General features: G+C 63.1%; 12 protein-coding genes. 4 read left to right on the top strand and 8 right to left on the bottom strand.

The genetic code is table 11. The features are described from left to right. Positions 1 to 641: 641 nt before the first annotated feature. Positions 642 to 1088 carry a SufE family protein gene (locus ACQY4S_RS18850; protein WP_428486760.1) on the top strand — a complete coding sequence of 149 codons (447 nt, stop codon included), beginning with the start codon at positions 642 to 644 and terminating at the stop codon, positions 1086 to 1088. A gap of 195 nt (positions 1089 to 1283) precedes the next feature. Here the strand turns inward: ACQY4S_RS18850 and ACQY4S_RS18845 are convergent, their stop codons facing one another. After that, the gene (locus ACQY4S_RS18845; protein ID WP_428486759.1) at positions 1284 to 1466 is read right to left on the bottom strand and encodes a hypothetical protein; all 183 of its coding nucleotides are present in this window, start codon (positions 1464 to 1466) and stop codon (positions 1284 to 1286) included. Positions 1467 to 1522: 56 nt separating this feature from the next. Here ACQY4S_RS18845 and ACQY4S_RS18840 point away from each other — a divergent pair, with 56 nt between their 5' ends. Then, positions 1523 to 3043 carry a 4-hydroxyphenylacetate 3-hydroxylase N-terminal domain-containing protein gene (locus ACQY4S_RS18840; protein ID WP_428486758.1) on the top strand — a complete coding sequence of 507 codons (1521 nt, stop codon included), beginning with the start codon at positions 1523 to 1525 and terminating at the stop codon, positions 3041 to 3043. Positions 3044 to 3234: 191 nt separating this feature from the next. Here ACQY4S_RS18840 and ACQY4S_RS18835 read toward each other — a convergent pair whose 3' ends face one another. Together ACQY4S_RS18835 and ACQY4S_RS18830 are read right to left on the bottom strand one after the other, a co-directional pair. Continuing rightward, complete coding sequence (locus tag ACQY4S_RS18835; RefSeq protein ID WP_428486757.1) at positions 3235 to 3591, bottom strand: ComEA family DNA-binding protein; 357 nt, start codon at positions 3589 to 3591, stop codon at positions 3235 to 3237. 150 nt (positions 3592 to 3741) lie between these two features. Next, complete coding sequence (locus ACQY4S_RS18830; RefSeq protein ID WP_428486756.1) at positions 3742 to 4068, bottom strand: ComEA family DNA-binding protein; 327 nt, start codon at positions 4066 to 4068, stop codon at positions 3742 to 3744. Between the two features lie 378 nt (positions 4069 to 4446). On the opposite strand from ACQY4S_RS18830, the gene ACQY4S_RS18825 reads away from it, so the two are divergent. Continuing rightward, positions 4447 to 4923 (top strand): methyltransferase family protein, encoded by a 477-nt coding sequence (locus ACQY4S_RS18825; protein ID WP_428486755.1) that lies wholly within the window; start codon positions 4447 to 4449, stop codon positions 4921 to 4923. 77 nt (positions 4924 to 5000) lie between these two features. Here ACQY4S_RS18825 and ACQY4S_RS18820 read toward each other — a convergent pair whose 3' ends face one another. Next, positions 5001 to 6314, bottom strand: coding sequence for an AAA-associated domain-containing protein (locus tag ACQY4S_RS18820; protein ID WP_428486754.1), 1314 nt, complete (start codon positions 6312 to 6314; stop codon positions 5001 to 5003). A gap of 12 nt (positions 6315 to 6326) precedes the next feature. Then, positions 6327 to 8051, bottom strand: coding sequence for an ABC transporter permease (locus ACQY4S_RS18815; RefSeq protein ID WP_428486753.1), 1725 nt, complete (start codon positions 8049 to 8051; stop codon positions 6327 to 6329). A 258-nt stretch (positions 8052 to 8309) separates the two neighbouring features. Between ACQY4S_RS18815 and ACQY4S_RS18810 the strand changes: the two genes are divergently transcribed. Further along, complete coding sequence (locus ACQY4S_RS18810) at positions 8310 to 9899, top strand: DHA2 family efflux MFS transporter permease subunit (protein ID WP_428486752.1); 1590 nt, start codon at positions 8310 to 8312, stop codon at positions 9897 to 9899. A gap of 97 nt (positions 9900 to 9996) precedes the next feature. Here ACQY4S_RS18810 and ACQY4S_RS18805 read toward each other — a convergent pair whose 3' ends face one another. From ACQY4S_RS18805 to cbbX, 3 genes are all read right to left on the bottom strand, one after another. Continuing rightward, the gene (locus ACQY4S_RS18805; RefSeq protein ID WP_428486751.1) at positions 9997 to 10686 is read right to left on the bottom strand and encodes an HAD family hydrolase; all 690 of its coding nucleotides are present in this window, start codon (positions 10684 to 10686) and stop codon (positions 9997 to 9999) included. 77 nt (positions 10687 to 10763) lie between these two features. Then, positions 10764 to 11423 (bottom strand): ribulose-phosphate 3-epimerase, encoded by a 660-nt coding sequence (gene rpe, locus ACQY4S_RS18800; RefSeq protein WP_428486750.1) that lies wholly within the window; start codon positions 11421 to 11423, stop codon positions 10764 to 10766. Further along, positions 11420 to 12337 carry a CbbX protein gene (gene cbbX, locus ACQY4S_RS18795; protein ID WP_428486749.1) on the bottom strand — a complete coding sequence of 306 codons (918 nt, stop codon included), beginning with the start codon at positions 12335 to 12337 and terminating at the stop codon, positions 11420 to 11422. The genes rpe and cbbX overlap by 4 nt, the downstream gene beginning before the upstream one ends. Positions 12338 to 12385 lie beyond the last annotated feature (48 nt).

Here is a 12385-nt window from a genome sequence, read left to right as displayed (position 1 = left end):
GGGCGCTTGGTCAACATCTACCGCGCCACGGCTGAATCGCCCGGACGCCGGCCAAGCATTCTTCAATCTGGCTAACACGGTTTATCGCGGCACTAACAATCTTGTTATGCGCTACACACAGACGTCTCGAGCCGATCGATGACGCGACTTACGCTGAACTATCTGTCTATTTCTCGCCACCGCAGATTATCGACATCTGCCTGACGGTTGGACTGAGCAACATGGTCAACCGCTTTCATGCCACCTTCCTGGCGGATCTGGACACGGCGACCCTCGAGGCAGTCGAGGCCGGGGATACCATCTCCGGCAGTGTCCGATTCCACGTCCGAAGCAACCAAGGTGAGAGATCCGGCGGGAGAGCGGTGTGCTCCGCCGGTTTAGTTCGGCTGAATAACACTCTTGCCGGCCGCACCTGACGACGCTACACGATCGGGTATGCTCAACCGGAGAAGGCAGTGCCCGGTTTTCCGCGAAGCAGAAGGCGGCGTCCGATCATGGTCGACAGTGCGGTATGGCTGGTCTTGATTCCCCTCGTCATTATCGGCATTGCCATCTGGCGTGCCTGATCTCCTGACAAACCAAATTCCCGTTGACGAGCTAAGTTCCTTGACGAGGCCATCGCCCGCCAGCACATCCGACGTATGACCGACCCTTTCGTCCAACCCGCCGAACTCAGCGCCGCCGCAGCGATCGAGGCGATCGGCGACGAACTTGGCCTGTTCGAGGACTGGATGGACCGCTACGAGTTCATTATCGGCCTGGGCCACAAGCTGCCCCCCTTCCCGGATGACTGGGCCAACGACGCCCATCGCGTCCCTGGCTGCCAGAGTCGCGTCTGGATGGAGGCCATCCCGCGCGATGGCAAACTGTACTTCGCCGGCCTGTCGGACGCCGCCATCGTGTCCGGCCTGGTGGCGCTGCTGCTGCGGGTCTACTCCGGCCGCTCGCCTGAGGAGATCATCGCCACCGACCCGGTGTTCCTGAAGGAACTTGGTCTGCTGGAGGCGCTGTCAACCAATCGCGGCAACGGTATTGCCGCGATGGCGCGCAAGGTGCGGGACGTCGCCATCATGCAGAGAGGCGGCTGACCAGACCGCGCCGGTGGGATCGGTATCGGTCGGGTTCCGGATCGGCGCGTTCCTGGCAATCTTACTTCGTGGTGAACGCGATCAATATATTCATGCCGCTCTGGCTCGCCGCTTAAGGCCTCTCGGCTGCCGCGGCGCAGTTGAAATAGGGCACACGGTGATCCGGACTGCCGAGGTTGTTTTTCGCCATCCCACTCATCGTCGCCGAGATGACGGCAACCCGACGCACAGCAGCACGATGGGAATGGTGGGTGTGACCGGCAACGACTTCAGTGCGATGATTACCTCGACCAGCGGCAGCTTGTCGCCGAAAGTAACGATCTCGAACGGTTCTGCCAGGCCGCCGCCCATGTTATAGAGGACGGTATGACCTGGCATGGCGCCAGGACCAGAGCCTCGGCTATGGTCGCATCGACGAACCAGGGAGAACGATCATGCGTCCGGAAGACGTCATCGCCGACAGACGCCGGCCTTATACGGGCGCTGAATACATCCAAAGCCTGCGGGACGGCCGCGAGGTCTATATCGATGGCGAGCGGGTCGCCGACGTCACGGTGCATCCGGCATTTCGCAATGCTGTCCGCTCGATCGCGCGCCTGTATGACGCGCTGCATGATCCGCAGCGCCACGATGTGTTGACCTGTCCGACCGACACCGGATCGGGCGGCTATACGCATCGTTACTTCCGCGTGCAGCGTTCGCGGGATGATCTGGTCGGAGCCCAGGGCGCGATCGCGGAATGGTCGCGGTTGACCTATGGCTGGATGGGTCGCACGCCGGACTACAAGGCGGCCTATACGAACACCCTGGGCGCCAATGCCGGATACTATGGCCCTTTCGCCGACAACGCCCGCGCCTGGTATCGCCGTGCGCAGGAAACCGTGCCGTTCATGAACCATGCGATCGTCAACCCGCCGGTCGATCGGCATCTTCCGGCCGAGGCCACGAAGGACGTCTTCGTCAGCGTGCAGAAGGAGGTCGACGGCGGCATCATCGTCTCCGGCGCTAAGGTCGTCGCCACCTCGGCGGCCATCACGCACTACAACTTCATGGGCCAGTCGTCAAAGACCGCGACCGAGGACCTGGACATGTCGCTGATGTTCCTGGTGCCGATCGACGCGCCTGGCCTGAAGCTGTTTTGCCGCACGTCCTACGAGCAGGCGGCGCAGCGCAACGGCAGCCCGTTCGACTATCCGCTGTCGTCCCGCTTCGATGAGAACGACGCGATCTTCGTCTTGGACAAGGTGTTCATTCCGTGGGAGGACATTTTTATCTATCGCGACCCGGCGCGGGTTCTCAGTTTCTATCCTCGGTCGGGCTTTACCAATGGCTTCCAGTTCCAGGGCTGCACGCGGTTCGCGGTGAAGCTGGATTTCATCGTCGGCCTGCTGGCGAAGGCGTTGCGTTGCACGGGCGGTGATGAGGCACGCGGCAACCAGGTGCTGCTGGGGGAGGCGGTAGCTTGGCGCAACCTGTTCTGGTCACTGTCCAACGCCATGGCGCACAATCCCAGCCCCTGGAACGGCGATGCGGTGTTGCCGGATCTGAAGGCGGGACAGGCGTATCGGGTTTTCGCGCCGGATGCCTATCCGCGGATCAAGGACATCATCCAGCGGACGGTGACCTCCGGGCTGATCTACCTGCCGTCCTCGGTCAAGGACTTCGCCAATCCGGCGATTGAGCCGTATCTTCGGCAGTATGTGCGGGGATCGCACGGGATCGGCTACCAGGACCGCATCAAGATCATGAAACTGCTGTGGGAATGCGTCGGCACCGAATTCGGCGGCCGGCACGAGCTGTACGAACGCAACTACGCCGGTGGATGGGAGGATATTCGTGCGCAGACGCTAACCGGGGCGGAGAAGGGCGGCGATATGGCGAAAATGGAGGCGCTGGTGGATCAATGCATGGCGGAGTATGACGAGGTTGGGTGGACCGGGGACACCTGGACCTGACCGATCTCGACTGGTTGGGCCGTCCCAGACTCTTGCGGAGGATGCGGACGCTTCAGCAACAGCGTTTGGTCGTCAGCCAGTGATTAGGGCTCCGTCATCCTGATGCCGTGGAGGAACGATACACAGTAACCACACCGAGTCTCCGATGCCTCTTCCGGCGATAGAACGGCAACCTGGCCTGCCGCTCCTTGCTATCCCTGCCGCGCGACGATTTTATCCTTAAGTCTGTTGTACACGTTTTGCGGGATGATATGTCGGCTGACCAGCTCGTCCTTGCTCTTGAACGGCCGACTCTTGACGATCGCGTCGGCTCGGGCCTGACTAATCCCTGGCAGCGCGTCCAGCATTGCCGGGGATGCCGAGTTGATATCCACCGGACTCGACCGGCGAGCCTTCGTGCTTGCCTGGGAGGACATCGGTGGGGGCGGATTCGCGCCGATCGACGGATCACCAGGCGTTGTCGGGTTTAGCTGCATCGTCTGCGCCGCCGCAGGGAGCGCCAGCATCATAGCCAGAGCGGTGGCCACGGCAAAGCGTCTGAGTGTCATAAGCGTTATCTCCTGCTTAAGCCGAAGGACGAAACGCCCGGAAAGCGTGAGGGTTCTTGCAAGATGAACGAGAGTGATCCGATCACCTTGCACATCGGCAGTACCTCAGACGTAGCATCTCGCGGGCGGTCGTATCTGTGCAGTCCGCAATCAGCCCTGCTTTGCGATAATCTTGTCCTTGATGCCGTTATAGACATTCGCCGGCAGGATCTTTCGCTTCAACAGGTCATCCTTGCCCTTGTATGGGCGTCCCTTGATAATCGCGCTGGCACGGGGCTTGCCAATGCCAGGCAGCGTGTCGAGATCATCCGCCGATGCGGTGTTGATATCAACCAGCGATGCGCCTGGTGCGGGCTTTGCGGTCGTGGTGGCCGCGGCGGGCGGTGTTGGGACCGAAGTCTGCGTGGTCTGCGCCAACGCCGGAAGCGCCAACAGACCCGCCAGCGCAGCATACACACCGATTCGATTGAGACCCACGACATCCTCCTGCATAAAAGAGACTGTAAGATTAGGCTATCGATGCGCGGATGGAAACCGCATGGAGCGGACAACCAGGTTGGGAATCCAGTGAACCGGAGCCTGTTCAGAAGCCGCGATGTCCGGATCAGGCCGCGTGCGGACTCTCACATCCAAGTTATACCAGCGGCCCAAGAGGCCCCGAAGGGCCTGACTGGTATGCGTGCGGGGTTGGTGGGGCGACCAAGCACGCGCGGGAGGGGTCGCGCGCGAAGGAAATTAGATACCGACGGCCGTTGACCCCTGTCGGCCAACATCAAGGGCCGGCAGTATCACCTCCGACTTGCTGAACCGGGACACACCCTCACCCAGTTCCTGCGTCACCGACCGAGACATCTCATGGACCGCAAGACTGTTCCGAACACCGTTCCTTGGCCACCCCTGATCTATGGTGCGGCGGTGGTGGCAGCGGTCGCGCTGAATCGGCGGATACCGTTGAGCGGCTGCATTGCCGGCGGTATCCGCCCTGTCGGCGCCATTGTCATGCTGAGTGGGCTGGCGTTCGACGGATCAGCCATGCTGTCGATGCGCCGGCATCACGCAAATATACTGCCTCATCGCGCCGCGACCGCCCTGGTGACCTCGGGTCCATTCTCAGTCTCTCGAAACCCGATCTATCTGGGCAACACCCTAATGCTCGCCGGCGCCGCGCTTGCGTTCGACAATCTCTGGTTCGCAGGCATGGCCGCGGTTGCCGCCCGGGCCGTAACGGGTCTTGCCATCAAGCGGGAGGAGTCGCACTTGGCGGCATCATTCGGCGCGGCCTGGCAAGACTACGCCGGCCGTGTGCCGCGGTGGTTTCGGCTGCTTTCTTAAGCAACTCAGCGCCGCGAACCTCCCGGACGTGTCCTGGACCGGCAAATCTCTAGCACCTCCAACCCCAGGCCAAACCCTTACTCAATATCCTCCAGACCGAACTGCTCGGCTTCCTCATCATACGAGAATATCTCAGCATAGCGCCCCCATGCGATCACCGTCCGCAGCGTGTCTTCGGCGTAGTCCGGCGACATGTGGTCTTCCAGCTCATCGCGGAACCGCACCGCCGAGGCGCGGTGGTTCCAGCGTTCGTCCAGCACCTGCCGGATCATGCTCACCAGCGGCACGTGCTGGCGCAGTGTTTCGGCGAAGATACGTTTGCGTTCGTCCACATCGGCATTGACGAATGCCTGGCCGAGCGCGGTCAGGGTGATGTCGCCTTCTTCGAATAGGGCGAAGCGCAGCAACTGCAAGGTCTCGCCCAACGGCAGGATGTCATCGACCTCATACTGCAACGCCGCAGCCAGCGCCGGCAGGTCGGCCCTGCCGTCATAAGGCTCGGTCGCCAGGGTCTCCATCAGGCCGGACATGATGTTGGTGCCGACCTTCGGCAGCGGCGTGGCCAACGGCGAAACGGGCGCGGAGGCGGCGGTCTTTGGCCCTACCGGCACGCGCCGGGTCATCAGCGCATAGATATCGTCCACCATCTGCCGGAAATCCTCATCCAGCCGATTGCGCGGATGCGGGAACGGCACCTTCAACTCGCTGGCGACCCGTCCTGGACTGGACGAGAAGACCAGGATGCGGTCGCACATCAGCACTGCCTCCTCGATGTTGTGGGTAACCATCAGCACCGACTTCACCGGCAGCTTGCCGTCCATCCAGAGGTCGATCAGGTCGGTGCGCAGCGTCTCCGCCGTCAGCACGTCGAGTGCGCTGAACGGCTCGTCCATCAGCAACAGATCGGGATGCACCACCAGGGCGCGGGCCAGGCCGACGCGCTGGCGCATGCCGCCGGACAGCTCCTTCGGATAGGCGTTTTCGAAGCCGCCGAGGCCGATCATGTCGATCGCCGCTTCGGCACGGATTTCGCGCTCCGCCCGGTGCACGCCGCGCGCTTCCAGGCCGATCTCGACGTTTTCCTGCACCGTCAGCCAGGGAAACAGCGCGAAGCTCTGGAACACCATCGCGACGCCGTCAGTCGGCCCCATGACCGGAGCGCCGCGCCACAGCACGGTGCCGGAGGTCGGCCGCAGCAGGCCCGAGACGATGCGCAGCAGGGTGGACTTGCCGGAGCCGGAGCGGCCCAGCAGCGCGACGATCTCGCCCTCGCGCAAGGTCAGATTGACGTTGTCCAGCACCACCAGGTCGGCGTTGGCGTCCTTGTGGTAAGCCTGCCGGCAGTCCTTGACCTCGATCAGGCTGGGGCGGACTTCGACCGTGCTGTCCATGGCGTTTCATCCTCAGGTCAAAGTGAGACGCCGCTGCGCATAGCCATACAACGGCCGCCACAGCACACGGTTGAACAGCACGACGAAGGCCGACATCACCACGACCCCTAAGACAACGCGAGCCATGTCGCCCTTGTCGGTCGCATCAGCGATGTAGGCGCCCAGTCCATGCGCTTGCAGCCTGGTATTGCCCCAGGACGCCACCTCGGCCACGATCGCGGCATTCCAGCAACCGCCCGATGCGGTAATCGCCCCGGTGACATAATAGGGAAAAATCCCCGGGACGATCACCTTGCGCCACCACAGCAGGCCGCCGATACGAAAATTGGCGGCCGTCTCCTTCAAATCGCCCGGGAACGCAGCGGCGCCGGCGACCACATTGAACAGAATATACCACTGCGTGCCGAGGATCATCAGCGGCGTCAGCCATATATCCGGGCTCAACCGGAAGTGGACGATGAACAGCACCACCGGCGGAAACAGCAGATTGGCCGGAAACGCCGCCAGGAACTGTGCGAGCGGCTGCGCCCGCCTCGCCCACACCGGGCGCAGACCCAGCCAGACGCCGATGGGGACCCATAGCAGCGTCGCCAGGATCATCAGCACGACGACGCGCAGCAGGGTGATCAGCCCGAGGCCCACCGCTTCAGCCACATCGGGCCATGTCAGGGCCGAGGACGCGAAGACGGCCACGCGCCAGATCGCCAGCCCGACCAGAATGACCAGAATCCCAATCCAGGTCGCGTCCAGGGCACGTGACGGCCGGGTAAAGTTGTCGCGCGGGCGGGTGCCAATGGAGAGGCGCAACCCACCCAGGAAGGCGAGGGCATCGCCGACTGCCTCACCGGCAATCTTGAGCAGCCGCGTACGCCGCATCAGGCGCAGCATCCAGGGATCAGAGGCGGTGGCGCCGGCGGTGGTTTCGAAGCGAAATTTCGCCGACCAGGCAACCAGCGGGCGGAACAGCAACTGGTCGTAGGCCAGGATCACCAGCAGCATTGCCAGGATCGCCCAAAGCACGGCGGCGATATCCTTTCGCTCCAGCGCCAGCGCGACATAGGAGCCAATGCCGGGCAGCTTCCAGTTGTTGTCGCCGACCGAGACGGCCTCCGACGCCACGACAAAGAACCAGCCGCCGGACATCGACACCATCGTGTTCCAGACCAGGCCGGGAACGGCGAACGGCACTTCCAGCTTCCAGAATCGCTGCCAGGCGGTGAGGTGGAAGCTGTCGGAGGCCTCGGTCAGATCGGCGGGCACGGTCTTCAGCGACTGGTACAGGCTGAACGCCATGTTCCAGGCCTGGCTGGTGAAGATGGCGAAGATCGCCGCCAGCTCCAGGCCCAGCACCTGGCCGGGGAACAAGCTCATGAAGAAGACCACGGTGAAAGTCAGGAACCCCAGGATCGGCACCGATTGCAGCACGTCCAGGATCGGCACCAGCACCAGCGCGGCGCGCCGGCTTTTCGCCGCCGCGGTGCCGTAGGTGAAGGTGAACAGTAACGAGGCGGCAAGTGCCGCGAACATTCGCAGTGTGGTACGAATTGCATAGTTGGGCAGGTTCACTGGATCGAGGCTGACGTCGGTGGCGCCCGGCGCGTTGATCGGGACCATCGTGCCCTCGGCCACATGGCCGACCGCGATCAGCGCGCCGAAAACGCACAAAATGGCGACGGCGTCCCAGACGTTTGGCAGCCGCCTTCCGGCGGCCATCGGGGGATGAAGCGTGGCTGACATGGCGCGAAAGGGAGATTGTCCGGAGGATTGCGGCAGCCGACCTGTTAGCCCGCGTTCCGGTCCGTGTCACGCCCGCAGTGCATGGCAGTTGCGTGACGAAGGTGGGAGCTCCGCCCCTCGACCCCGCCAAGGGCGGATGCCCTTGGAACCCCTGGAGCCGCAAAGGTGCATCCGCCCCTCGCCACGCCACGGCGAGAAAATCGCGCCAGATGCGGCAGAAGCCTATATGCACCCCAGTCCAGATCAAACGGAGCGACCGTGAACATTCCGGCCCATCCTGACGTTGCGCGCCCCGCCGGCGCTCCGGTCGCAACGTCCTTCGCGTCCTCGTCCCCGCTTCCGGCGCCGCGTAACGCGACGGCACCGGCAGCCCAGTTGCGAACCGTGTTGGCCGGGGCGCTGCTGGCAATGGTGCTCGCGGCACTGGACCAGAACATCGTCAACACCGCCTTGCCTCGGATGGCGGGTGACCTCGGCGGCATGTCGCACCTGTCATGGGTGGTGACGGCGTTCATGCTGACCTCGACGACCACGACGCCGCTCTATGGCAAGCTGTCCGATATCTATGGCCGGCGGACACTCTTCTTCGTCGCAATCCTGGTGTTCCTGGTGGGTTCGCTGCTTTGCGGCGCGGCGCGGTCCATGGAGCAGATCATTGCCTTCCGGGCGCTGCAAGGTCTGGGTGCGGGTGGGCTGCTAGTGCTGGCACAGGCGGCGATCGGAGACGTGGTTTCGCCGCGGGAGCGGCCCCGCTATCAGGGATTGTTCACCGGCACCTTCGCGCTTTCCAGCGTCGCCGGACCGTTGCTCGGCGGTTTCATCACCTCGGCGCTGTCCTGGCGCTGGGTGTTCTACGTCAATCTGCCTGTGGGTCTGCTGGCGCTGGTGATGATTGCGATCGGGCTGCGCAAGCCGCCATCCGGGCAAAGGCGGTCGATCGATTACGCCGGGGCATTGTTGCTGACCGGCGCGACGGCAGCGCTGCTGCTGTTGCTGGCGTGGGGTGGCACGGAGTTCGGCTGGATCTCAGTCGATAGCGCCGGTCTTCTGATCATGACGGCGGTACTCTTCGGCCTGTTCATTTGGCAGGAGGGACGTGCGCCGGAACCGCTGATCCGCCTGCCGCTGTTCCGCAACCCGGTTTTCGCGCGCGGCGTGGCGGTTGGCGGAATGATGGCTTTTGCGATGTTGGGGTCTACCGTCTTCCTTCCGCTCTATTTCCAGTTGGTACTCGGCATGGACCCGGCGGTGGCGGGAATGATGCTGCTGCCGCAGGTGGCGGGCATGCTGCTTTCCTCCATCGTCGGCGGCCGCATCGTCACGCGGCTTGGACGCAACAAGCCCTTCCTGCTGACCGGCCTGGGATTGGAGGCGATTGCGCTGGCCAGCCTTGCTGCGTTTGCTTTTATTGGCGCCTCACCCGTGGCATTCCTGGTTTCGATGGGCGCGCTGGGCCTCGGCATGGGCATGGGGATGCCAAACCTAACGACCGCCGTGCAGAACGCGGTGGCGCATCGGGAACTCGGCGCGGCAACAGGCGCGATGAGCTTCGCCCGATCGCTTGGCGGTGCACTCGGCGTCGCGACGTCGGGAACGATCATGTCCGCCCGCCTTGCCACCGCAGGCGCGCACGGGACGTTGAACCTGGCCGCATTGAACGCGCATGGAATGCAGGCTTTGTCCCGCCTAAGCTCCGTTCAGCAGGCGGCGGTGAGCGTGGCTTACCGAACGGCGCTGATGGGTTGCTTCCTGCTGAGTGGTGTCATGATGACAGCCGCCTTCATTCTGGTGCTCGGCCTGCCAGAGCGGACGTTGCGAAGCGAGATCGAAGAGACGTCGCCGGCGTAGTTCAGAGCTTCCCGGCCTATTTTGTGAGGCCAGGAATCCACTACCTCATGACGCCTGTGATCGCCATGACAGAACCAGCCACCGGCTACCGCCGTGTTCAGCCGTTGACACCCAGAGTGGTGAGCAGGGATCGCATGTCAGGCACCTGAACGTCCGGAACTTCGGTGAGCAGCTTAGCTGAGCGGCCATTGCGGCGAATCCAGACCGTGGCACAGCCAAGCCGCCTGGCAGGTTGAACTTCCGTAGCGCCCTCGGCGACATGCGCAACCGTTGCTGGTGCCGCTGTGAGGCGGCGAAGAGCCTCCTCGAAAATCGGCAGATCAGGCTTGTAGCATCTGGCCTGCTCGCTCGTTACGATTTGATCAAACCAGGTGCCAAGCTTGGGCACGGAGACTGCGAACATGTCATCGTCGATGTTCGAAATGATCGCCAGCCGATAGCGGCGCCTTAGCGCACGCAACGTCTCGACCGTATCGGGAAATGGTCGCCATGACGCAACCGAGCCAGCCAACAGGTTTTGTTCCGTGGGCTCGACCGGAAAACTGAATCGGCGCCCAAATCCCGCCACGACGCCACTTAGCACCGCCTTGTAGGACTTGTAGGGCGGTTCGCGCAGCTCGTCTTCAAGTTCTTGGCATGTCGCGATGATCTCGTCGTCCGAAAGCACGATCCCGTGCCGGATCAGCAAGGGTCGCAGCGCTTCGATCGTACCGGCTTCCCAGTCGATCAGGGTGCCATAGCAATCGAAGGTGAGGGTCGTCACGGAGGTAAGGTCAAAAGATGCCATACTCGGTGCCTCGAAACGCGTGACGCTATCGATCACGGAAGTGCTGGAATGCAAATGGCTGCACGCTTTCGCCGAGGTCACGCGGTCGATGGAACACCCCGCAGCGCAGCGATGGCGCGGGCGTAAGGCGGACGGCCGAATATTGCCGACCCGGCGACCAAAGCCGATGCGCCGGCCTCGATGACCCGAGGCGCCGTTTCCGGCGTGATACCACCATCCACCTCAATAATGATTGGTCGATCGCCGATCATCCTTCGCACGCGGCGGATCTTGTCCACCTGAGCCTCAATGAACCGCTGGCCGCCAAAGCCCGGGTTCACGGTCATGATCAGCACGAGGTCCAGCCGATCAAGGACGTATTCAATCACGCTTTCCGGCGTTGCCGGGTTCAGCGCGACACCGGCCTTCTTGCCCATTGCGCCAATCGCCTGCAACGTACGGTCGAGGTGGCGTGTCGCCTCGGCGTGCACGGTGATCCGGTCCACGCCGGCGGCGCCGAAGGCTTCCAGATAGTCGTCCACCGGGCTGATCATCAAATGGGCGTCGAAGCACTTGTCCGACGACTTGCGGATGGCACGGATAATGTCTGGGCCGAAGGTAATGTTGGGCACGTAATGCCCATCCATCACGTCCAGGTGGATCCAATCGGCGCCGGCCGCGTCGATGGCGCGCACTTCATCCCCCAGCCTGGAGAAATCCGCCGACAGGATCGACGGAGCAATGAGCGCGGTTTTCATGCTGCGGGCGCTCCTGGCACCGGCTCCGATGCGGCGCTAAAGACGCGGCTGGCGAGGATTTCATCCGGGCGCAAGGTCATCAGGTCCTCGACGGTCAAGGGGTGGTCGCGTGTCTCGAACAGCCGCACCGCATGGCGCAGCCGAACACGATCCAAAGCGTTGCGGACGGACCGGGCATTGGAAAAGTGGGGTTGCTGCATCCTTGCGTCCAGGTATTGCGTAAAGGCTTTGCGGGCCTCCGGGCTGAAGCGGTAATTCTGCGCCTGCAGCATCAGCTCCGCGATCGCCATCAACTCGGTCGGGTGGTAGTCCGGGAAATCGACGTGATGCGCGATGCGTGACCGGAAGCCAGGATTGGAGGTGAAGAAGCGGTCCATCCGGTCGGCGTAGCCCGCCAGGATCACCACCAGGTCGTCGCGCCGACTTTCCATCACCTGCAGCAGGATCTCAATGGCTTCCTGGCCGTAGTCGCGCTCGTTCTCCGGCCGGTAGAGATAGTAGGCCTCGTCGATGAACAGCACGCCGCCCATCGCCTTCTTCAGGATTTCCTTGGTCTTGGGCGCGGTATGGCCGATATATTGCCCGACAAGGTCATCGCGGGTGACTGATACCAGGTGGTTGGAGCGGATATAGCCCAGCCGGTGCAGGATGTCGGCCATGCGCGCGGCGACGGTGGTTTTGCCGGTGCCGGGATTGCCGGTGAACGACATGTGCAGGGTCGGCGGCTGCGCGATCAGTCCGACATCGCGCCGCAGCTTGTCCACCAGCAGCAGCGCCGCGATCTCTCGGATGCGGCGTTTCACCGGCTTCAGGCCGACCAGTTCGCGGTCCAGTTGTTCCAGGACTGGTCCTACACCGGAGGCGTCGAAGCTGGCGCGAAGGTCGATGACCGGCGTGGCGGTGGCGTCGGCCATAACGTGGGTGTCCTGGCGGTTAAAAGCGGGAAAGCGCTAACCGTGCAT

It is taken from the genome of Rhodopila sp. (assembly GCF_965276935.1).
Lineage (GTDB): Bacteria > Pseudomonadota > Alphaproteobacteria > Acetobacterales > Acetobacteraceae > Rhodopila.
Note: the sequence above shows the minus strand (reverse complement) of the source record. Positions and strands in the feature narration are given on the sequence as shown.

What these genes read in the sequence shown, in the direction of transcription:
- ACQY4S_RS18850 (WP_428486760.1), top strand. Translation starts at nt 642, where the DNA reads ATGACCGACCCTTTCGTCCAACCCGCCGAACTCAGCGCCGCCGCAGCG.
- ACQY4S_RS18845 (WP_428486759.1), bottom strand. Translation starts at nt 1,466, where the DNA reads ATGCCAGGTCATACCGTCCTCTATAACATGGGCGGCGGCCTGGCAGAA.
- ACQY4S_RS18840 (WP_428486758.1), top strand. Translation starts at nt 1,523, where the DNA reads ATGCGTCCGGAAGACGTCATCGCCGACAGACGCCGGCCTTATACGGGC.
- ACQY4S_RS18835 (WP_428486757.1), bottom strand. Translation starts at nt 3,591, where the DNA reads ATGACACTCAGACGCTTTGCCGTGGCCACCGCTCTGGCTATGATGCTG.
- ACQY4S_RS18825 (WP_428486755.1), top strand. Translation starts at nt 4,447, where the DNA reads ATGGACCGCAAGACTGTTCCGAACACCGTTCCTTGGCCACCCCTGATC.
- ACQY4S_RS18820 (WP_428486754.1), bottom strand. Translation starts at nt 6,314, where the DNA reads ATGGACAGCACGGTCGAAGTCCGCCCCAGCCTGATCGAGGTCAAGGAC.
- ACQY4S_RS18815 (WP_428486753.1), bottom strand. Translation starts at nt 8,051, where the DNA reads ATGTCAGCCACGCTTCATCCCCCGATGGCCGCCGGAAGGCGGCTGCCA.
- ACQY4S_RS18805 (WP_428486751.1), bottom strand. Translation starts at nt 10,686, where the DNA reads ATGGCATCTTTTGACCTTACCTCCGTGACGACCCTCACCTTCGATTGC.
- rpe (WP_428486750.1), bottom strand. Translation starts at nt 11,423, where the DNA reads ATGAAAACCGCGCTCATTGCTCCGTCGATCCTGTCGGCGGATTTCTCC.
- cbbX (WP_428486749.1), bottom strand. Translation starts at nt 12,337, where the DNA reads ATGGCCGACGCCACCGCCACGCCGGTCATCGACCTTCGCGCCAGCTTC.